Origin of the sequence: Bacillus sp. FSL R9-9834 (assembly GCF_038006905.1) — a bacterium.
Lineage (GTDB): Bacteria > Bacillota > Bacilli > Bacillales > Bacillaceae_G > Bacillus_A > Bacillus_A pacificus.
Map to the genome: position 1 here is coordinate 5050750 of NZ_JBBOWD010000001.1, position 21628 is coordinate 5072377.

The window sequence follows — 21628 nt, forward strand, 5'->3', positions numbered from 1 at the left end:
AACTACATTTTAATTTTTTTTAAAAAATTAATGAGCTCACTATCTATCTCTTTAGTTTTTATCAAAAGGAATACATAGGTTAAAATGTATACTATAAATCCTAAAACTATACTCACTATTCTAGGTATAAACATTTCAAAAATATTAGTAAATAAAACTGCGATAACAATATTTATTACACTAATTATCCCTACCCTAAACAATGTTTTTATAGGAAATTTCCATGGTATATATTTTTTTGAGGTAAAATAAATTAATATAGGATATATTGTTAAACTCACAGATGTTGCATATGCTGCCCCCATATAACCATATAATGGTATTAAAATTAAATTAATTAATACGTTAAAACTAGCTGCTATCAGCACATAAACCAACATACTTTTTGTTTTTTTATATATTTCGTGCCCTTTATGACCAAACATTGCTATATTCCAAAGAAAGTATCCAATCATAGTAACAGGCACTATATCTGCTCCTACCCTATAAGCTTCTCCCAACAATATCCCCACTATATCATAGCGATACAAAGTAATATATATAGTAATTGGTGTTACAATTAATAAGAATATTTGTGAACCTCTTGTAATTACTCCTGCCAACTCATCCTTGTCACTCTTTGCTGCTTTACTCATAATTATTGGGTGCAAAGTTAATAGCACTGGTGCACATATTAATCCCAATGACATCGTCACTAAAGTAGAGTTAGCAGAATATATACCAACCTCCACTGAAGAACGATAAACTTGTAACATATATCTATCTACCATTTGTAGAATAGAGGTTCCCAAAAACCAACCTAACATAGGCATACCGTAACGAGTAAATTGTAAAATGAACTGCATAAATGCTTTTTTATCTATACTAGAAAACCTTAGAGAAAACTTTAAATTACTATTACGTATCATCATACTAATTAGGATAATATTACTAATTATAGTTCCTATCAAAAGAAATCTAATATCCCTCATAACAAATATAATTAATAACATTATAAAAGAAAACTTTAATACATTATTTAGAATTTGATAATTTCTATACATTTGAGGTCTTAAATCAGCTTGATATAAGGTAATCAATATAGAATATATTGATTGGGAAATTATTATTACTACACTCAGCCAATATATCAAATAGTCTTCCATGATTCGGAAACCGACCAAGAATACATTTAAAATTACGGCACTTAGTAAAGTCCCTACAGCAATTATTTGCATCATATAAATTAAATAATTATTAAACTCTTCTTTTTTATCTTCCACAGTATAAGCATGGCGATACCTTTGAATAGATTGTACAATCCATTGTGACAATATAATAGTAACAATGTTAGTTGTCGTAATAACTAATGAATATAGTCCGTATTCACTAGGTAGAAATATCCTAGTAAATATCATCATGGATAGTACATTTATAATAGCTGGAATCAATGTAGCCATCGCATATTTAAACAAACCAGAATCCGAAATATTCAATATTTTTTCTTTCAAATTTATAATATAGCCCCTATTCATTTTAGCTACATTCTCCCTTATCATTTATCTACTATCATTAATAATAGCTTAAATATTTTCGTAATATAATTTTTCCCACTCATCCAAGACTTTCTCTATCCGATACTTTTCTTCTACATACTTTCTTGCCTTGTTACCCATATTCAATCGCTCTTCTACACCTAAGTTCATTATTTGTAACATTTTTTCCGCTAATTCCATCGGATTACTTTTGGACACTAAATATCCATTTTCCCCATCATTAATTACCTCTCGATTACCTCCAACGTCCGTAGCAATTAAAGGCAACTCACATACACTTGCTTCCAACAGTACCATTGGCAAACCTTCATATATCGAAGAAAGAACAAAACTATCCGACATGCTCATTAGGTCCTTGATATCGGATCTTTTCCCTAAAAATTTAATTTTTTCATCAACACCCAATTCTATAGCCAATTCCTTTATTTCATCTAATTTACTTCCCTCACCTACTATTACTAAAACACAATTCCTATTACTTTTTATCAATTCATTAAAGGCCATAATTAAATTGGGATAATCTTTCTCAGATTCAACCCTTCCGACTGCCAACCATACAAATTGATTAGAAATTCCTAATTCTATTCTTTTAGCCTTCCCTATTGTAATGTCTCTCCTAAAGGAATCAATTTCAATACCATTTGGAATATATTTCAATTTTCTTTTCGGAACAATCTTTTTATCTATATATTTTTTTGCGGCAATTTCACTAATTATTGTTGTAACAGTACTTAAGCCGTTTGTAATTCTATATAGATACTCCCTCACCCGTCCGCCTTCATTTATACTATGGATTGTAGATATTTGAACTTGAACAGGAGCAAACATTCTCACTATCCGGCCGAGCAAATTTGCATGAACCATGTGACTATGTAAAATTTGAGGTCTATACTTCCGCATGTAGCGTGCTAATCTTAAAATTGCTTTTGGGTTTGGTACACCTGCCTGCATTCCCAAGTTTAAAGTGTCAATATGATTTTTGGACAATTCTTCAACAAATTCCTTTGGTTGTAACATTGAGACAACAAGTATTTCATGCCCCCTTTTTTTTAAGTTTATTGCTAATTTAACAAGCTGCATTTCGGCTCCACCGTACGCTAAACCTGTAGTTAAAATCATTATTTTTAACCCTTGATTTCCTGTCTTTTTTAAATCCATTAAAGCTTTAACCTCCTCATTTGTATACCCCTGGTAAAGAATACTTTTCGTCAAAGCTTCCTATATAATTTTGGTTATTAATTTACTAAAGTTATCCCAACTTAAATTATCCCTAGCAAACTCATTACAGTGCTTTTTCATTTCCGTTCCATTTACTAAATAACCCTTCAAAAATTGATCAAGATTATCTTCTAGGCTATCAATGCTTCTAATATCAATAGGTAGACCTAATTTATACCGTTCCACATAATCACCATAACTACCGACACCTTTATTTACTATTACAGGACATCCACAAATCAAGTATTCTGCGAACTTAGTAGGGAAGGCATTTTCATTAATGACATCCTTTTTCCTAATTATATATCCCAAATCTGAAGCCATTAAATACTTAGCAACTTCTGCATGATTTAGTGATAAAATTGTATACTCTTCTGGGCTAATATTATTATTACGCATCAAATTTTCAAACTCCATTACATTCGGAGAGATAATCAGCATATGCATCTGATTATGTATTTTCTTAAAATTCATATATATATCTACTAATTCATCAAGAGATTGCCATTTTTGATATAACCCTAGATATGTCAAGACAAATTTATTACTTATACCAAGTTCACTTCTAATTAAATCCCTTGTAGATTCACTATAGTGGAAGATTTTATCATCAACCGCGCAGGGAACTATACAAATAGATTTTTTATATTTATAATCTTTCTGTATATAATTAGCCATTCTCTCTGATACAACCATAACAACTTCCACATATTTCAATAAAAAGGCTTCTAATTTTTTTTGTGCAAATACTTTTATTTTACTTTGAAAAGTTCCATCTAATTTCTCTTCATGCACTCCATGCATACTCCAGATGGTTTTAAGTTTATTTTTTTTGCAGTATGGTGCATATAACAAAGCAAAATTATTAACCAATACCACACTATTAACTTGTTTTTCATCTAAGATCATTTTCAATTGTGCAAGACCATCTTTATAATCAGCTATAAAATTATTCTTACTTTTTATGATTCTAATTTCTAATCCTTCAATTTCTTGAAGAACCTGTTTACTTACTAACAATTCTTCTTCAGATATATCAATTAAAAGCAATATTTTCTTTTCTACATCTATACTTTTTACAATATTAAGCAATCGAGTTTGCTCGCCCGAGCCAGTTGCAACATCCCCTCTATATACTAATATAACTTTTTCTTTATTCATCTAATTATATTCCTCCTACACCATAAGCAATTTATCTTTACTCAAAATTTCTTGCAAGTTCTTCGATTTGGTACATAGTTTGCACCTTATACGCCACTAACTTATCTTCACCTGTTTTAAATTTCAAACGTAATCGTCTAATTTTAGCATTAATAATTACCAGCTTTTTATATAAATAAAACTGTAAATTTGAAAAATGCTTTCTAGCAAAAATGAACTTACTTTTCTGTAACTGAATCATATATTTAAACGGGTTTACCTTCGTAGAGCTTCCTCCCCTGTAATGTATCACCGTTTCAGTTGGGATAACATAACTTGTCCACCCATGCTTTTTCATTCTGTAGCACCAATCTGCTTCTTCCACATAAAAGAAATAATCTTCATCCAATAAACCCACTTCTTCTATCGCTTGCTTTTTCACTAAAAAGTAAGCTCCACATACATAATCGACCTCAAAAGGTTGATTATTAGTCTTATTCTTTAATTTAAATACTTTTTCTAAGAATAAAGTCTCAATAAGAATATTTTTAAAGTTTAATTGTCTACCAAATGATTGTTGATTTGTTCCATCAGCATTTAAAAGTTGACACCCCGCAACACCGGCATCACTATTTTCCTCTAAAAATTCAATGCTATTCTTCAATGCCGATGTATTAATAATCGCATCTGTATTTAAAAGTAAAATATACTCCCCTGTACTATACTTTATGGCAATATTATTAGCTTTTGAAAAACCATTATTCTGAAGTGATTTAATCAATTTTACCCACTTAAATTCCTCTTCAATAATTTTCACACTACTATCAGTAGAGGCATTATCTACCACTATGACCTCTACATCAATTTTATGCTTTAATTCATTCATTGTAGTTAACAACGCATTAAAACATTCTCTAATATATTTTTCACTATTCCAATTTACGACAACGACCGAACACTTAACTTTATTATTCATCTTTACCTCCACGATTCAAATCAAGTATTAAATATTCATTTATAACAACACCGGCTAATACAGCTATATATGGAATTACCGTTATATTGGTAAATTGAGGTGATGTTATTGATATTACCGCACCAGAAATCGTTATATAAATGAAGCTTAATGCTAGAACTCCGCCATTAGATTCTCTTATTCTTTTAATATATACATTACATACTTTTAATAGTGAATACATATATATAACAAATATCACCAATCCGATAATTCCGATATTTAAAAGAAGAAATACATACTGGTTATGAATAAAACTACTGTTATCAATACCATCAACTTCAATAAAGTGCCTTTTTAAAGGTGCTCCTATTCCTTTACCTATCAATGGATTATCCCAATATTCATTTAATGCATCCTTTGTTTCCTCAACTCTGTATATAACACTTTCATCACTTTTCATATAATTTATTTGTAATTTTTGAAAAGAGTCAGTCTGAATAGCATTTATACCCAAGCCCATAATACTAATAATAACCAGCACTATTGCCAATACTTTTTTTAAAGTCAAGGCAAAACCTTTCGGTTTAAATTTGGCCTGACAAATAAAAAATAATAGGACCTGTATTATAACCCCTATCCAAAATGATCTAGTATTAGAAATAAATACTGCAGATAAATTACATAATAATGCAAAAAGAATCCATTTCCTAACCCCAAAAATGTTAAAATACGCTAAACATATACCTACGGCTATAACATTATACATTGGATCTAAATAAAAATTAGGCCGCATTAAACCAAATAATCCTCCACCATATTGCGGAAGGTCTGGTATTAGCAGCAATGCTATACACCACTCAATTGCAGTAAAGACAATTGATGACATAATTATAAACTGAATTAAACGTTTCGGATCGATTTTAACTATTTTCATAAGGAGTAACACTGTTATGCTATAAAGTACTAATCCCCTACCGTGTGCGGTACTATCGTTATAACCTAGTAGATAGCCTCTTGCTATTTGTATTACAATATACGTTAGGAAAATAATTTGAATAGTCATGTATCTTTTTTCAAATTGTATAACCTTATATCCATTCTTTAAAAAGAATATAAAAATAGAATATACGAGCAACCCAAAAAATAATAAATCTGTCGGCATTATGACTATACCTACAAACAAATTATATTTTTGAATTAAATACATTATTAATTGTGTATAAGGTACAAGTATTAAAATACTATATATGAATAATTTTGGTTTAAACAAAAATATAAATGCTATTATTAAACAAAACCACAATAGCAAAAACCATATATTAAATAAAGATGACATACCGCCAATTAGTATACTTATAACTACTATACTTAAACTTTTTTTATTATTTTCATTTATATACACACTAGTATTCACTCTAACAATCACCTATCCATTAGACTTAATTACCTTTTGATAAACCTCAAACGTCTTTTCCATACAAATTTCAAGGTCGAATGACTCTTCATATTTCCTTCTACTCACTTTCCCCATCTGCTTCGCTAATATTCTATCTTCATTAAATTTTTCTAAATATTTTACTACACCCTTAACATCTTGCTTAGCAATTAGAAAACCATTTTTACCATGCTCTACTAATTCACCTACTCCTCCTACATTAGTAGCTATAATAGGTAATGATTGTTGCATCGCTTCAATAATACTTATAGGTAGACCTTCATAATTAGTCGTTAATATAAATACATCCGATTCTGCCAAATATTTAGTTACATCCCTTTGCATCCCCAAGAAGTTCACTTTATTGCACACACCCAAATCATTAGCTAGCTTTTTCATCTGATCCTGCAAATCGCCATTCCCCAATAAATTTACTTCTATAGGAATATCTAGAGCATCTACCGCTCGGATTAAGGTCTCATAATCTTTTGGATAACTAAATCTAGCAACCATGATGACCTTCAATATACCATTCTTCTTTGAACTATTATTTTCATGTATTTGCTTATCTTTTACACCGTTATATATTGTGACAAGTTTTCTACTCGTAGAAATTTTATTTTGTAACGCTAATCGTTTATCATACTCCGAAACGCAAATTATATTATCACTTAAATATCCCATACCTTTTTCAATTGGAATAGCTATCGCTTTTCTTTTTGATGAAACCCCTTCTGAAAACGCCCATCCATGCGCAGTAAAAATTACTGGTACTTTGCTCATTGCACCTGCTATCCTACCAATAACACCCGCTTTTGAAGAATGCAAATGTATTACATCTGGTTTTATTTCATTAATAATCCTTTTTAATTTAATAGTTGCCATAAAGTCTTTTAATGGATGAATAGGATGAACCAAATTCTTCAAATAGATTGGATAAACACCTAATTCCTTAACTCTATTAAAGAACTCCCCTTCCTCTCCAACAACTACTGAGCAAGAATACCCTTTTTGCTTTGCTTCCCTAATCAGATCAAATAAGTGTGCCTGCGCCCCTCCCCAATCCGACCTAGTAATTACATATAAAATTTTCATTCTTTGCACCACATTTTCATTATTTATTTTGACTAATACCTATTATTCCCACCCTTGTAAATTACCTAGCTCCCTCGCCAGTAATAACTACTCTAATAGTTTTTAAGATTATGTACGCATCTATTTTAAAACCCTGTATCTTAATATATTCCATATCTAGTTCCCATTTTTCTTTCGGACTTAAATCGTAACCACCTTTTACTTGTGCTAAACCAGTTAACCCAGGCTTTACTTCAACTCTATTAGAAAATCCACTAATTTTTTTTTCAAATTCTCTAACAAAGACCTCCCGCTCTGGCCTCGGACCGATAAAACTCATTTCCCCCTTAAAAATATTTATAAGTTGTGGCAACTCATCAATTCTTGTCTTCCTTATAAATGAACCAACTCTTGTAATCCTCGGGTCATTTATCGTCGCCCATTGTGCACCCTTTCTTTCAGCATCCTGTCTCATTGACCTCAACTTTATTACTTTAAACTCTTTACCATACAATCCTACCCTTTCTTGCAGGTAAAATATATTCCCTCTTGATTCAATTTTAATTAAAATTCCAACAATTAAAATAAGTGGTGCAACTACTATCAGTCCAATAGAACTTAGTACTACATCTAAAACTCGTTTAATAAATAAGTATCCTTTTTTATTATTCGAATCTCCTAGGGAAATCCTTTGATTATCCTGAGTGACCACTTCTTGTTTTACTTTCACTAAAGCTCCTCCTTCTCCATCCTTACCCTAATCATTATAAATATTTACATCTACAAATATTCTTTGTATAATATATCCTTAAAAAATCAGCTATATGTTTACGTAAACATATAGCTGATTTTTCATCAGAGCGTCTCATTAAAGCCTTGTATCTTTTTCCCTTTATACACTCAACACTATATAATTAAACGTAAGGAAATCGCCTACCACACCATTTTATATTCTATTAATGTTATTAGGCATATAAAATAATTCTTCAATTAAAAAATACCAAACAATTTTTTACGACGAATTTGTTCTGGATCTTCTTTATAAATTGCTTTCCCGCCAATGATTAAATACGGATTCTCTCTTAAATCATTCATAACAGTTGCACCGAATTCTTTCTCTATCAGTTCATAGCTTTCTGCTAGATGAAATCCTCTTGTTGTTGTGTTATGTGCATCTGATGCGATCATATGGGTTAAATTATGCTCCACAAGCTGTAATGAAAATTTTTTAATTTTTTTACCGAATTTCCCAATTAAACTTCCTGCTGTCACTTGTGTTAATGCACCTTTATTAACGAGGTTATATAACTTATCTGGCCGCTCGATTAACTCGGCATTACGTTCGGGGTGAACGATAATTGGGATCATTCCTTTTACACGTAGTTCATACAATAGTTGTTCTGCATAACGAGGTACATGATTAGATGGAAATTCAATGAATATGTATTTGTTTGTTTCATTTAAAGTAATAATTTTACCAGCTTTATAGTCTTCTAATAAATCACCGTATAACCTGACTTCTTGTCCTGGTAAAACTTTCAGTGGGATTTCATGTTGCTCTAATTCATCATTTAATTGCTTCACTTGATGAATAATAGAAGTACGCTCATTTACATATTTTCCATTTTGATGATGTGGCGTGGCAACAATTGTATGTATTCCTTCTTGCACAGCCTTTTGTGCCATCGCTAAACTATCCGTTACTGTTTGCGCTCCGTCATCAATGCCAGATAAAATATGACAATGTAAATCAATCATTTGTTTTGTCCTCCCTCTCTTATAGTAATCTTTTTTCCCTTGAATATGAGACATCTCATATTCAAGGGAAAAAAGGAGATATGTTCTTCCCATATCTCACTCTTTTCATTAATTTGCACCGTAGTAATAATATAAGCCCTGTTCACGTTCACGATCATTCAGGACAACACCTAACAATTTACCTTTTGCTGATTCTAGTAGACCTTTTGCTTTTACTGCGGTTTCTTTATCTGTCGATTCACTACGAACGACAAGAATAGAAGCATCACATACATTTGCCATAATTTGCGCATCAGTAACAGCTAAAATCGGTGGTAAATCGAAAATAACTAAATCGTACGTACTGTATGCTTGTGCCAGAAGCTCCTGCATTGATTTTGACCCTAATAATTCTGCAGGATTTGGCGGGATTGGCCCACATGCTAAAAAGTGTAAATTATCAACTGATGTTTTTTGTACACATTTTTCTAAACGTTCACTATGTGTTAATACGTTTGTTAGCCCGAAAATATTATCTAATTGAAACATTTGATGCATCGCTGGTTTACGCATATCTGCATCAATTAATAATACTTTCTTTCCTTGTTGGGCGAACACGACTGCCATATTCGCTGTCGTCGTTGTTTTTCCTTCACTTGGGTTCGCAGATGTTACCATTAATGAATGTAAATTTTTATCAACAGCTGCAAATTCGATATTTGTTCGAATATTACGATACTGTTCTGAAATTGGTGATTTCGGTTGTTGATGAGCAATTAATTGACGACGTTGACGATGATTCTTTTTCTTTTTAAATAAATTAAGAGCCAATTGTTTGTCCCCTCACTTTTCTTGATGATGGAGCGTGTGATTTCACGTTCGTTGTTTCTTCATCCATACGAGCTACAATACCTAACACTGGTAAACCAAGTAAGTTTTCTACATCCTCTTCTTTTTTCACCGTGTTATCTAAGTATTCTAGTAAGAATGCCAGACCAACTGCAGCCATTAAGCCAATAACGAAGGCAATTGCAACATTTAACATTGGACGTGGTTTAATCGGAGATTGATTTTCTGCAACTTCTGCTTTAGATAGTACAGTTACGTTATCCACGTTCATAATTTTTGCAACTTCACCTTTAAATACATCTGCAGTAGCATTTGCAATATCACGAGCTAATTTTGGATCTTTGTCCTCAGCTGTTACAGAAATGACTTGTGAATCTTTTTCATTCGCAACATTAATCTTTCCCGTTAACGCTTGCGCTGTCATATTTAAATTTAATTTTTCATTTACTTGATCTAAGATTACTGGACTTTTAATAATAACCTTATATGTATTCGTTAATTGAATATTCGTTTGAACTTCACCAGCTTGAATCATTGCACCTTCTTGTTTTTTCTGGTTAACAAGAATTTGCGTCGAAGATTGATAGATTGGTGTCATAAAGAAGAAGCTAATGATAGCACTTACTATAGCGGCACCAAAGGCGATTACGAGGATCATTGCTAAACGTTTTTTTAAAATATGAAATAACTCTTTCAAACTAATTGTTTCTTCCATAAGTTCCTCCAACTTTCTAAAATTTGCACATAAGAAAAATTATAACATATAAATCTTACATTTTTTTATTTTAGTAATATCTATGTACGATTGTTATTTAAAAACCATATATAATCTTACAAAATAATCTTAAATATGACAACACATTCCATCGAATTCCCAAATTTTCCATTATAACATATTTTTTGCATAATACAATAAATAATTTTAAAATAATTCAAAAAAGCCAATAAAAATAATTATTGGCCCTAAAAATCATTGTATCATACATTATTTTCTAATAATATCCATATTGTCCTTTTTCTTCTCTCTTATCATTTAAAACAACACCAAGTAATTTACCAGACGCTTTGTCTAATATTTGCTTCGCTTTTACAATTTTATCTTTTTCTGTTTTTTCACTACGTACGACCAGTACGATTCCATCACATTTGTTCGCTAAGAGTTGTGCATCGGTAACCGCAAGGACTGGTGGTGTGTCGATTAAAATAATATCAAACATGTTATATGCTTCTAGTAATAGCTCGTCCATTGCCCGGCTACCTAATAGTTCAGCCGGGTTTGGCGGGATTGGACCTGAAGCCATTAAGTATACGTTCTCTATATCTGTTTTTTGAATGCATTGCATCAATTTTGCTTGTCCTGATAATAGGTTCGTTAAGCCATTAGGGCTATGAACAGCAAATAAGTTTTGAATTGTTGGCTTACGTAGGTCAGCTCCAATTAACAATACTTTTTTCCCTTGTTGTCCGAAAACAACTGCTAAGTTCGCAATTGTCGTTGTTTTCCCCTCGCCTGGATCTGCCGAAGTAACAATAATAGAACGAACATGATTATCTACAGATGTAAATTCAATATTTGTACGGATGTTACGGTACTGTTCCGTAATGCGTGACTTAGGCTCTTTATGTGTAATTAATTGTCGTAATGGTTTTCTTTTTTTTCTCCCGAACATGGTATGATCTCCTCTTTTCAAAATGCGACACTTTCCCCTTTATCTCTCTATGTTCGATATGCTACGCTCATTTTTCATTTGTTTATACTGTTAATTTTCCCCATCACTTTCCTCTACACTTCATCATAACCAATCATAATAAGCTTTGTCCTATCTCATACCCTTTATAATGTGACAACCGCGTCTCTATTTTTATCGCGCTATCATTTATCCCGCTTTAATGGGCAGTAAGACCCCCACCTCAAAATTCAGCGAAAGCAAAGAAATTAGGTGGGGGATCAACTGCCCATAAAAGTCCGATTGGTTCAACTAATAATCAGTGGGGGATGAAGAAAACCCCCACTGATTAAAGTTTCACTTTATCTTAATTCCAAGATATTTATAGCGTCATTATATACGAACTTCCATTCATTTACAACAAGATTTCTGATTAATCTGCATTTTAATATTTCGGACAAAAAATATATGAATTAAAAAAATTCTCCTGCATGTTGCAGAAGAATTTTTTTCATTCACATCTATTCTTTTTTATCACCAATCGCAAATGTAATTTCAGCTTCACATGCAACTTCACCATCTACTGTTGCGATTGCTTTTCCTTTTCCGATTGGACCACGTACACGTGTCATTTCTACTTCTAGACGAAGTTGATCACCTGGACGTACTTGTTTTTTGAAACGACAATTGTCGATACCTGCGAAGAAAGCAAGTCTTCCGCGGTTTTCTTCTTTCTTTAATACAGCAACTGCTCCAACTTGTGCTAATGCTTCTACAATAAGTACACCGGGCATAACTGCGTAGTCAGGAAAGTGCCCGTTAAAGAATTCTTCGTTTGCGGATACATTTTTAATTCCAACCGCTCTTTTTCCTTCATCTACTTCTAATATTTTATCAACAAGTAAAAATGGATAGCGGTGAGGAATGATTTCTTTAATTTGTTCTATATTTAGCATATAACAATCGCCCCTTTTGTAATATTGGTCTTACCACTTGGACATATTGTCTATTATCCCATTTTGTTTATTGTTTGTCATTATAAAGTGAAACTTTACTTCCTATTTATAAAAAAATGCATACACTCTATTTTCTTAAAATAGTTGCATATCCTTGCAACTGACACGGAGGTAGAAAAGAGTGTATGCCCAGATTAGGGAAAGGCAATATGTATTTGAACATGATTTGCCTTAATGTCGTATTCGACTCATTATATTATAAACGTTTTCAAATACGGAAATATTAAATTTAACCATATATATGAATATTTTACCTATATTCTTTGTTTTTCTTTATTTTTCTTCTATTTTCTCAATAAATCAAAATACAAAAATAAAAATAAAAAAAAGAACTAAGGCTTACACCTTAGTTCCTTTCACTTTATCGTAAAGCACGCTTTGGTAATCTATCGATATTCTCTAACATAATACCTGTACCAACCGCAACGCAGTGCATTGGGTTTTCAGCAATTAATACTGGTACTTTTAGTTCTTCTGCTAGAAGCATGTCGATACCGTGTAGTAAAGCTCCACCGCCTGTTAGAATCACACCGCGGTCGATGATGTCCGCTGATAGTTCTGGTGGTGTGCGCTCTAGTACGCCTTTTGCAGCTTGTACAATAACAGCCGCATTTTCTTTTAATGCTTCTGTAATTTCTTCAGAGCATACTGTAATTGTACGTGGTAAACCTGTTACCATGTCACGTCCGCGAATCTCAAGTTCTTCGCTACGTGCACCTGGGAATACTGTACCAACTTTAATTTTAATATCTTCTGAAGTACGTTCTCCAATTAATAGCTTATACTTACGTTTAATGTAGTTTAAGATCTCCATATCAAACTTATCGCCAGCCATTTTGATAGAGGAAGAGGTAACAATATCACCCATAGATAGTACAGCGATATCTGTTGTACCTCCACCAATATCAACAACCATGTTACCGCTTGGTTGGAAGATTTCCATACCAGCACCAACTGCGGCTACTTTTGGTTCTTCTTCTAAAAATACCGTTTTACCACCTGAACGTTCAGCAGCCTCACGAATTGCTTTTTGTTCTACTGATGTGATATTTGTTGGACAACAAATTAAAATGCGAGGTTTTGAAAAGAAGCTCTTTACGTCCAATTTGTTAATGAAATACTTTAACATCGCTTCTGTAATTTCGAAATCTGCGATTACACCATCTTTTAGTGGACGAATGGCTACAATATTACCAGGCGTACGTCCCACCATACTTCTTGCTTCTTCACCTACTGCTAATACTTTACCTGTGTTACGATCAATAGCAACAACAGATGGCTCATTTAATACAATACCCTTACCTTTAACATGGATTAATACGTTAGCCGTACCTAGGTCAATTCCGATATCTCGCGCAAACATTCCCGTTTTTTCCTCCTCGATATTCAAAATCAGGTTACACCCGAATTCTTTTACACCTAATTTCTGATTTTATCATAAATTTAACAGAAACGTAATATTCGCAAAAAGAATTTTTCTGAAAAATATTACCGAATTGAAACGGAATGTTTGCGATCGCATATTTATTGACGTACCGGCTTTTCTACATCTTCTTTTCTATACTTTTGTTTTGTTGCTTCTCCGCCTCTTAAATGACGAATAGACTTATGATAATCAAGAATTTCTTTCACTTCATTTGCGAGCTCTGGATTAATTTCTGGTAGACGTTCCGTTAAATCTTTATGGACTGTACTCTTTGATACCCCAAATTCCTTTGCAATGACACGCACTGTCTTTCTTGTCTCCACGATATACTTACCAATCTTGATAGTTCTCTCTTTGATGTAATCGTGCACACCACTCGCCTCCCTAAATTGGATGTGAGAAGGGTGAAATGAGCCTCGCTGCATACGACTAAGAAGTAAGTGTGAGTGCTGTTTGTAAGCGTTAAACATTCTTGGATTTATAATGAAATGATTCACGATTTCTCACCTCAAACACTCTCTTTGCTTTGGTTTATACCATTGTATTGCCCGCACTACTGATATATGCTACATGTTCACTATTTTTGCGGACTAAGTTAAGAAAAATTACATTTTTTTGTGAGAAATACGTTAACAGTGACTATTTTGGCGAAAAAAATGACACCTTGTATACAAGGCGTCATTCTTCTCGTTCTAACTCTTCTTCTAACAATTGATGGTGGGGAACCTCTTTCTTACCGGCAATGTAATAATATAAAGTAAATAAAACAAACAATAAAATAATAGCAGTCGACAGAACAAACAAAAATGACACAGTATCCCCTCCTTTTTGTAATATATATTCGTGAATCTCGTCATTTTTCCTTGTTATTGCAACTTTTTTCTCGAAATTGAGTATTTTTATATGGAAATAAAAAAATCAGCTCTCCTAGTGAGAACTGATTTTTTCACTTTCTTATTCTTGTGAAGAAGAACTGTTAGATGATTCTGTAGAACCATTTGTTGATTTTTCTTCTTTCTTCGGTTCTTCTTTTTTGTCACTAGTTGAACCGCTAGTTGATTTCTCTTCTTTTTGAGACTTGTCTTCTGTTTTACTTTCTGGTTTCGTGCTCGTTGACTTTTCTTCTTTTTGAGATTTGTCATCAGCTTTTTTACCAGAAGCGTTCGTTGCCTTTGCAGCACCTGCATCAGCTTTAATTTCTGCTACTGACTTATTTAAGTAGCGCTCAGGGTTCACAGCCACATTGTCTTTACGTACTTCAAAGTGAACGTGAGAACCTGCTTCTTTATTCATTGCACTTAGACCGGATTTTCCTAATACTTCACCTTGTACAACTCGTGCACCTTTTTCTACTTTTACACTGCCTAAGCTTTGATAAGAAGCTGCTACACCATTTCCACTATCAACTGTTACAACATAACCAAGAAGTGAATCTTTTTCAGCTTTCGTTACTGTGCCACTTAAAGCAGCTGTAACATTGAATTCTTTTCCATTCTTCGCAGCAATGTCAATTCCTTTGTTCGGGGAATATGTGTTGTTATAAAAGACAAGTGCTTTTTCTTGTTCCGCCTCAGTTGCTGCATCTTCATAGAACTTCTTCTGTACAACTACTTCCGCATTAGCAGGAGCTGGCATTTTCACTACTTCTGAAGACTTCGTTACTGGTACTGCTGGATCTTCCGTTTGTGTATACGGCGTTGCTTGATCTTGGTTCGGAGTCTTCTTCGTATTAGCTCCTTGGAACCATAGCGCAACCATTAAAATTACCGCTGCACAAGCAATGTATAGTGCCGGAAATACCCATCTTTTTTGAAATAAATGTACTACCTTTTGCGACTTTTTATTATTTCTTCCTCGCATTCCATCATCACCTCAGCAATCATTTTGAACAATATTCACGCATCCTATACAACCTATAACTAATTACTTTTCGACAAAATCTGTAAAAATATGTATAGTGATTGTAAAATTTCCGAGGAAATGATAGAAAAAAGAAAAAACTGAGCGTTTCGGCTCAGTTTTTAATCTAATTGTTTCTTTTTATACACGATTAAACATGCAATAAGTGAAATAATAAGCCAAGCCCCAACATTTATCATATGGCCACTAATACTACTAAATCCTGCACCCTCTACTAAGCTTTTAATTGCCTTTTCAAGATGAGATGTTGGAAGATAACTAATCATTGTCTTAATTACTTTATTTTCAACCATTGGCTCAAATTGTACAGCTAAATACATCGTCATTAATATCGGCATTCCAATTAGTGATGTTTGTGGGACAGACTCAGCTAGTAATCCAATCATTGTTCCAATTAAAGTAAATAGAATTGTTCCACATAAGAAAACAAATGCTAGTAATAAGAAATTTCCACTTAATTGATCTAAAATGAATAAGTTTATAATAGAAATACCTAACGTTAAACATGCTGTTAATATACTTTTCCCAAGAAGAACTTCAACAGATGAAGCTGGTGATAGCATTAACACACGCAATGTATGTTTTTCTTTTTCCTCTGCGATTACCATCGATTGAACAAACCCAGCAACAAATAGAAAGGCCATTAAAGTAATAATGCCAACCCCTGCCTGTCCTTCTCCAAATCGGCTAAATATAAATGCAAATATAATTGGTAAAGATACCATTAGCAACACTTGTGAATTCGTCTTAAAGTCCTGTACTTCTTTTCTAAAAATAGCTGATACACGTCTCATTGAAAATGTCATTATAATCCCCTCCCAGTAACTTCAATAAAGATATCGCCTAGCGTTGGCTCATAAGAATGAATAGATAATAGTTCTCCTTTTTTCATCCATTCTGAAATGCGTTTTGCACCTAATTCATCTTTTTGTACCGTTTCTTTCTTCTTATCCTTTAACACGACTTGTATTTGATCTTTCGCGTATTGTAAGCGAAGGTTCTCCGGTGTATCAAGCGCTACAATTTCTCCGCCACATAGAAAGGCAATGCGATTACAAAGCGTTTCTGCTTCGTCCATATTGTGAGTCGTTAAGAAAATCGTCGTTCCTTCTTTATTTAAATCCTTTAAGATTTTATGAATGTTTTGTACGTTTACTGGATCAAGTGCAGATGTTGGTTCGTCTAAGAAGAGGATATCTGGTTTATGAAGGATTGCTCTAGCTAATGTAACGCGCTGCTTCATTCCCTTTGATAGTTTCTTTACTAATGTTTTTTTATCATCTAATAAGTTTACTTGCGCTAATACTTCATCGATTCGTTCTTTTTTGCAATCGTATAAGTCACAAAATAATAGTAGATTATCATAAATGCTAAGTCTCTCATATAAACCGCTGTTGTCTGTTAAAATACCAATTCGTTTATAATCGATGCTGCTTGGCCCTGTAATATCTTTCCCTAATACTTTTACCGTTCCAACGCTATGAAGTAATTGAGAAGTTAATATTTTTACTGTTGTTGTTTTCCCAGAGCCACTCGGTCCGAGGAATCCGAAAATCTCTCCTTGCTTCACCTCAATATTTACATTTCGAAGTGCCGTTTTTTCATTGAAGCTTTTCATTACATCTTTCATTTCAATTGCCAATGTCATCTCGTCATCCCCTTTGTTTTTTCTTTTATAGATGAAAGTCGCCTTAGCGCTTTTCGTTTGTTTATTTCGCTTTTCTTGACTCAATCATATGAAAATCAAAGGGTTTACGCAGTAAAATACCGGTAAAAGGAGTATTTTTACCGGTGAATGGATCGTATTTTGAGCTTATTGGAGCACTTTTTATAGCCCAATTACACCTTTCAACTCATCCATTCGTCCTTTCGAAAGCGGAATTGAACTTTTTCTTTCGTCGTCTAAAATTAAGCTGAAACTGTTACGAGTCCAAGTAATTACTTCTCGTACTCTTTGTAAATTCACAAGGTAAGAGCGATGACATCTAAAGAAACCAAAACCTGTTAATCTCGCTTCTAGTTCACTTAATGTTAATGCGCATACGAAATCACCTTCACGAACGTGAATATGTGTTACTCCGTTTTGCGTTTCAATGAAATGGATTTCCATTGGATCTAATAAAATGATTTTATCGTTTACTTTCGCTGGTATTCTTTCTAACTTCATTTGCGGAATCATTTGAACGACTTTTTCTTCATCAACTTCTTCTGCTTCCTCTTGTTCAATTTCTACTTTTTTCACACCATCATTGTTTAATATGTATACATCTTCTGTTAACGAAAGGGCGTCCGATAGGAAAGATGATGTAATAAAAATCGCCTTTCCTTGCTCTTTCATTTTCATAATTGCTTTTCGAATCATAATCGTACTCTCTGTATCTACATTTTGCTCTGGTTCTTCCAAAATGACTAAATCCGGATTATGAATCATCACTCGCCCAATATGAAGACGACGTTTCTCTGAAAATGATAGTTTTTCTATTTTAACGTTTAATTTATCTAAGAGGCCGACATATTGTACAACTTCTTCTATGCTCATATTCGATTCATACAGCCCTATTAAAAAATTAAAGTATTCCTTCACCTTCAAACGATCATATGCTTCATCTTTCAAAAAACAAAAGCCGATGCGAGAATAATTTCTCTTTCCAATCGCTTCACCTTCAAATAGCACATTGCCAGTTGAAGCTTCTTCCTCACCAATAATAATGCGGTGTAACACTTTAGCTGTATGGTTATTACATTGCAAAACAACACATTGCCCCTTCTCAACCTCTAGCTCAATTACCGGTAACTGGTTCGTCTTCCCTAACTGTTTCAACTCCAATAACACCATTTCGTCTCCCCCGAATGCTTTTTATCATATTATACCAAACAATTAATGGAAAATTATGATATTTTAAACAAAAAACAGGTGCCAGGAGACCCTGACACCTACTTCTTCACCATCAACTTACCTTCATAGTCGTTCATCGTCTTTATTTCAACGCCTTTATAGTAATGAGCGACGATATCTGTATATTTCTTGCCTTCTGCTGCCATGCCGTTCGCTCCGTATTGGCTCATACCAACGCCGTGGCCGAAGCCTTTCGTCGTAACGATGATTTTATCCCCTTGTTGTTTCCACGTGAAGTCGGAAGAACGTAAGTCTAACTTTTCACGAACTTCCTTTCCTGTTAATGTTTTCCCTTGAAATGCTACATCCTTTACGCGCTTTCCTTCCGTAAGATCTTTAATATTTCCAACTTTTCCGTCTGCTAGCACTTTCACGCCGAGACGTTTTTGAAAGTCAGCTACGGTAAAGGTTTGCTCGCTCGTAAATTTCGGAGAGGCTTGATCCCACGGGCTATCTACACTCTTTAAGTACGGATAATCATTTCCCCAGTAATCGGCTGCATTTTCTGTCCGACCATTACTCGTTGAGAAGAATGATGCTGAGATTGGCTTTCCGTCATACGTTAAAACTTGTCCTGCGGTTTTCGAAACAGCTTCTTCGATTTTCTTCAAATTATTTTCATAGTTATTGCCCCATTGTTTTTTCAATTCTTCTTTGCTTTTGTACACTTGATCTTTCACCGTATCTGTCACGTCCGCATTGTTTTTCTTACCTCCGCTTAGCATACGCTGCACGACAAATGTTCTCGCTGCTAATGCCTGCGCCTTTAGCGCCTCTATTTCAAAACTGGCATTCATCTCAGAAGCTACTACACCGGTCACATACTCCTCCATAGGTAATGACTCTACCTTCTTTTGTTTCTCGCGATATACAGCAACTTGAACCGCTGTATCCACTTTTCCTGGAGCTGGTATACTTTCTATCGCTGGAGGAGTTTTAGAAGCTGCTTTTTCCTCTACTTTTGCTTTCGCAAACGGAATCACAAGAGCAGCAGGTACAATGATAACGAGCGCTATGAGAAGCGCTACTGTAATAAAAAGTGGCTTTGAAAATTTCATCTTATTTCCCCCAATATAAAGTGAAACTTTAATCAGTGGGGGTTTCCTTCATCCCCCACTGATTATTAGTTGAACCAATCGGGCTTTTATGGGCAGCCCGACCCCCACCTAACTTCTTTGCTTTTGCTGAATTTTGAGGTGTGGGTCTTACTGCCCATTAAAGCGGGATAAAAAAAGCTTTACTCCATTCATTCTTATGGAACAACTCTTTCTTTTAGAACATACTTAAGGGGATCCATATAAAACAAAAATTTTCTAAATATTTTTACTGGTACGTGCATAAGTATAGAATTTCTTGACTATAACAGTAATAAGCCCAAAAAAATAGCCCCTATGTCAAAAGACATAGAGACTATTTCAATTAAGCGTGAAGATCAGAAACTTCTTGTTCTTTCACTTCTTCTACTTTTTCGTTTACACGTTCAATAGTTGCACCTAATGCAGCTAATTTCTTATGGAAGTTTACATAGCCACGGTCAAGATGTTTTAACTCAGTTACACGAGTGTAACCTTCTGATACTAAACCAGCTAAGATTAATGCAGCTGCAGCACGTAAATCAGTTGCTGCTACTTCAGCACCTTGTAAGCTGTTTGGACCGTTCATAATAACAGAACGACCTTCGATTTTAATATCAGCATTCATACGACGGAATTCTTCAACGTGCATAAAGCGGTTTTCAAATACCGTTTCTGTAATCATACTTGTTCCATCAGCTTGTAGTAATAATGCCATCATTTGTGATTGCATGTCTGTTGGGAAACCTGGGTGAGGCATAGTTTTAATATCAACCGCTTTTAACTTATCTGGGCCGATAACACGTACACCTTCATTTTCCTCAATAATTTTAACACCCATTTCTTCCATCTTCGCTGTAATTGAGCGTAAATGTTCAGGCACAGCATTTTCAATTAAGATGTCTCCACCAGTAATTGCCGCTGCAACCATGAATGTTCCCGCTTCAATACGGTCAGGAATAATAGAGTGGTTTGCACCATATAATTTATCAACGCCTTCGATACGAATCGTTCCAGTTCCAGCTCCGCGTACTTTCGCTCCCATCGCATTTAAGAAGTTAGCTAAGTCAACGATTTCTGGTTCTTTCGCTGCGTTTTCAAGGATTGTTGTCCCTTTTGCTAATGTAGCTGCAGACATAATGTTTTCTGTCGCGCCCACGCTTGGGAAGTCTAAATAAATTTTAGCTCCTTTTAGTTCTCCCTCAACGTATGCCTCAACAAAACCGTTACCAACCTGTACTTTTGCTCCCATTGCTTCGAAGCCTTTTAAATGTTGGTCAATTGGACGTGAACCAATTGCACATCCACCAGGAAGTGCAATACGAGCACGACCGTTACGTGCTAATAAAGGTCCCATTACTTGAACAGATGCACGCATTTTACGTACATATTCAAATGGTGCTTCAATGTTTAGCTCTTTAGAAGCATCGATTGTTACTTGGTTATTTTCAAATACGACTTCAGCATTTAAATGACGTAATACCTCATTAATTGTGTATACATCAGACAAAACTGGTACTTCAGATAGTACATTCTTTCCATCACTCGCTAATAGGGCTGCAGCGATTATAGGTAATACAGCATTTTTTGCGCCCTCAACACGCACTGTGCCGTTTAACCGCTTTCCGCCACGGACGATGATCTTTTCCAAATTATTCCCCTCCGTGTCCTTTTTTCAGTATCT

The 21628-nt window shown here is 34.1% G+C and carries 21 protein-coding genes; all 21 read right to left on the bottom strand.

Annotation, left to right across the window (positions count from 1 at the left end; genetic code table 11):
- Window positions 1-2: 2 nt before the first annotated feature.
- The 21 genes from MKY00_RS26500 to murA all read right to left on the bottom strand — a co-directional run bounded on the left by MKY00_RS26500 (window position 3) and on the right by murA (window position 21595).
- A complete protein-coding gene (locus MKY00_RS26500) occupies window positions 3-1490 on the bottom strand; it encodes an oligosaccharide flippase family protein (protein ID WP_175574683.1) in 1488 nt (495 codons plus the stop codon).
- Between the two features lie 72 nt (window positions 1491-1562).
- Complete coding sequence (locus tag MKY00_RS26505; protein WP_016718977.1) at window positions 1563-2693, bottom strand: glycosyltransferase; 1131 nt, start codon at window positions 2691-2693, stop codon at window positions 1563-1565.
- A gap of 60 nt (window positions 2694-2753) precedes the next feature.
- Window positions 2754-3914: a glycosyltransferase gene (locus MKY00_RS26510; protein ID WP_016718978.1), complete on the bottom strand. Its 1161-nt coding sequence runs from the start codon at window positions 3912-3914 to the stop codon at window positions 2754-2756.
- A 37-nt stretch (window positions 3915-3951) separates the two neighbouring features.
- Complete coding sequence (locus MKY00_RS26515) at window positions 3952-4869, bottom strand: glycosyltransferase family 2 protein (protein WP_016718979.1); 918 nt, start codon at window positions 4867-4869, stop codon at window positions 3952-3954.
- Window positions 4862-6265, bottom strand: a complete 1404-nt coding sequence (locus MKY00_RS26520; RefSeq protein WP_016718980.1) for an O-antigen ligase family protein — start codon at window positions 6263-6265, stop codon at window positions 4862-4864. Before MKY00_RS26520 ends, MKY00_RS26515 begins: the two co-directional genes overlap by 8 nt.
- A gap of 12 nt (window positions 6266-6277) precedes the next feature.
- Entirely contained in the window at window positions 6278-7381 is a 1104-nt protein-coding gene (locus tag MKY00_RS26525; protein WP_016718981.1) for a glycosyltransferase family 4 protein, read from the bottom strand.
- A gap of 61 nt (window positions 7382-7442) precedes the next feature.
- Window positions 7443-8090 (bottom strand): sugar transferase, encoded by a 648-nt coding sequence (locus tag MKY00_RS26530; RefSeq protein ID WP_016718982.1) that lies wholly within the window; start codon window positions 8088-8090, stop codon window positions 7443-7445.
- A gap of 260 nt (window positions 8091-8350) precedes the next feature.
- Window positions 8351-9118, bottom strand: coding sequence for a tyrosine-protein phosphatase (locus MKY00_RS26535; RefSeq protein WP_029141235.1), 768 nt, complete (start codon window positions 9116-9118; stop codon window positions 8351-8353).
- A gap of 108 nt (window positions 9119-9226) precedes the next feature.
- Window positions 9227-9928 carry a CpsD/CapB family tyrosine-protein kinase gene (locus MKY00_RS26540; RefSeq protein WP_016718984.1) on the bottom strand — a complete coding sequence of 234 codons (702 nt, stop codon included), beginning with the start codon at window positions 9926-9928 and terminating at the stop codon, window positions 9227-9229.
- Complete coding sequence (locus tag MKY00_RS26545) at window positions 9918-10661, bottom strand: YveK family protein (protein ID WP_016718985.1); 744 nt, start codon at window positions 10659-10661, stop codon at window positions 9918-9920. The genes MKY00_RS26540 and MKY00_RS26545 overlap by 11 nt, the downstream gene beginning before the upstream one ends.
- A gap of 277 nt (window positions 10662-10938) precedes the next feature.
- Window positions 10939-11616 carry a CpsD/CapB family tyrosine-protein kinase gene (locus MKY00_RS26550; RefSeq protein WP_016718986.1) on the bottom strand — a complete coding sequence of 226 codons (678 nt, stop codon included), beginning with the start codon at window positions 11614-11616 and terminating at the stop codon, window positions 10939-10941.
- A 518-nt stretch (window positions 11617-12134) separates the two neighbouring features.
- A complete protein-coding gene (gene fabZ, locus MKY00_RS26555) occupies window positions 12135-12569 on the bottom strand; it encodes a 3-hydroxyacyl-ACP dehydratase FabZ (protein WP_000931959.1) in 435 nt (144 codons plus the stop codon).
- 421 nt (window positions 12570-12990) lie between these two features.
- Window positions 12991-13992, bottom strand: coding sequence for a rod shape-determining protein (locus MKY00_RS26560; protein WP_000457987.1), 1002 nt, complete (start codon window positions 13990-13992; stop codon window positions 12991-12993).
- A 161-nt stretch (window positions 13993-14153) separates the two neighbouring features.
- A complete protein-coding gene (gene spoIIID, locus MKY00_RS26565; protein ID WP_000544012.1) occupies window positions 14154-14426 on the bottom strand; it encodes a sporulation transcriptional regulator SpoIIID in 273 nt (90 codons plus the stop codon).
- Window positions 14427-14733: 307 nt separating this feature from the next.
- On the bottom strand, window positions 14734-14868 hold the full coding sequence (locus MKY00_RS26570; RefSeq protein ID WP_000008903.1) for a hypothetical protein: 135 nt from the start codon (window positions 14866-14868) through the stop codon (window positions 14734-14736).
- A 141-nt stretch (window positions 14869-15009) separates the two neighbouring features.
- Window positions 15010-15915 carry a M23 family metallopeptidase gene (locus MKY00_RS26575; RefSeq protein ID WP_016718987.1) on the bottom strand — a complete coding sequence of 302 codons (906 nt, stop codon included), beginning with the start codon at window positions 15913-15915 and terminating at the stop codon, window positions 15010-15012.
- A 161-nt stretch (window positions 15916-16076) separates the two neighbouring features.
- Entirely contained in the window at window positions 16077-16781 is a 705-nt protein-coding gene (locus MKY00_RS26580; RefSeq protein WP_016718988.1) for an ABC transporter permease, read from the bottom strand.
- Window positions 16781-17623, bottom strand: coding sequence for an ABC transporter ATP-binding protein (locus MKY00_RS26585; protein ID WP_000170839.1), 843 nt, complete (start codon window positions 17621-17623; stop codon window positions 16781-16783). The genes MKY00_RS26580 and MKY00_RS26585 overlap by 1 nt, the downstream gene beginning before the upstream one ends.
- A 180-nt stretch (window positions 17624-17803) precedes the next feature.
- Window positions 17804-18811, bottom strand: a complete 1008-nt coding sequence (locus tag MKY00_RS26590) for a LytTR family transcriptional regulator DNA-binding domain-containing protein (RefSeq protein ID WP_016718989.1) — start codon at window positions 18809-18811, stop codon at window positions 17804-17806.
- Window positions 18812-18909: 98 nt separating this feature from the next.
- Complete coding sequence (gene spoIID, locus MKY00_RS26595) at window positions 18910-19929, bottom strand: stage II sporulation protein D (RefSeq protein ID WP_000672636.1); 1020 nt, start codon at window positions 19927-19929, stop codon at window positions 18910-18912.
- Window positions 19930-20290: 361 nt separating this feature from the next.
- Window positions 20291-21595: a UDP-N-acetylglucosamine 1-carboxyvinyltransferase gene (murA, locus tag MKY00_RS26600; protein ID WP_000411263.1), complete on the bottom strand. Its 1305-nt coding sequence runs from the start codon at window positions 21593-21595 to the stop codon at window positions 20291-20293.
- Window positions 21596-21628: the final 33 nt, after the last annotated feature.

What these genes read in the sequence shown, in the direction of transcription:
- MKY00_RS26505 (WP_016718977.1), bottom strand. Translation starts at nt 2,693, where the DNA reads ATGGATTTAAAAAAGACAGGAAATCAAGGGTTAAAAATAATGATTTTA.
- MKY00_RS26510 (WP_016718978.1), bottom strand. Translation starts at nt 3,914, where the DNA reads ATGAATAAAGAAAAAGTTATATTAGTATATAGAGGGGATGTTGCAACT.
- MKY00_RS26515 (WP_016718979.1), bottom strand. Translation starts at nt 4,869, where the DNA reads ATGAATAATAAAGTTAAGTGTTCGGTCGTTGTCGTAAATTGGAATAGT.
- MKY00_RS26525 (WP_016718981.1), bottom strand. Translation starts at nt 7,381, where the DNA reads ATGAAAATTTTATATGTAATTACTAGGTCGGATTGGGGAGGGGCGCAG.
- MKY00_RS26535 (WP_029141235.1), bottom strand. Translation starts at nt 9,118, where the DNA reads ATGATTGATTTACATTGTCATATTTTATCTGGCATTGATGACGGAGCG.
- MKY00_RS26545 (WP_016718985.1), bottom strand. Translation starts at nt 10,661, where the DNA reads ATGGAAGAAACAATTAGTTTGAAAGAGTTATTTCATATTTTAAAAAAA.
- MKY00_RS26550 (WP_016718986.1), bottom strand. Translation starts at nt 11,616, where the DNA reads ATGTTCGGGAGAAAAAAAAGAAAACCATTACGACAATTAATTACACAT.
- fabZ (WP_000931959.1), bottom strand. Translation starts at nt 12,569, where the DNA reads ATGCTAAATATAGAACAAATTAAAGAAATCATTCCTCACCGCTATCCA.
- MKY00_RS26560 (WP_000457987.1), bottom strand. Translation starts at nt 13,992, where the DNA reads ATGTTTGCGCGAGATATCGGAATTGACCTAGGTACGGCTAACGTATTA.
- MKY00_RS26575 (WP_016718987.1), bottom strand. Translation starts at nt 15,915, where the DNA reads ATGCGAGGAAGAAATAATAAAAAGTCGCAAAAGGTAGTACATTTATTT.
- MKY00_RS26580 (WP_016718988.1), bottom strand. Translation starts at nt 16,781, where the DNA reads ATGACATTTTCAATGAGACGTGTATCAGCTATTTTTAGAAAAGAAGTA.
- MKY00_RS26585 (WP_000170839.1), bottom strand. Translation starts at nt 17,623, where the DNA reads ATGACATTGGCAATTGAAATGAAAGATGTAATGAAAAGCTTCAATGAA.
- MKY00_RS26590 (WP_016718989.1), bottom strand. Translation starts at nt 18,811, where the DNA reads ATGGTGTTATTGGAGTTGAAACAGTTAGGGAAGACGAACCAGTTACCG.
- spoIID (WP_000672636.1), bottom strand. Translation starts at nt 19,929, where the DNA reads ATGAAATTTTCAAAGCCACTTTTTATTACAGTAGCGCTTCTCATAGCG.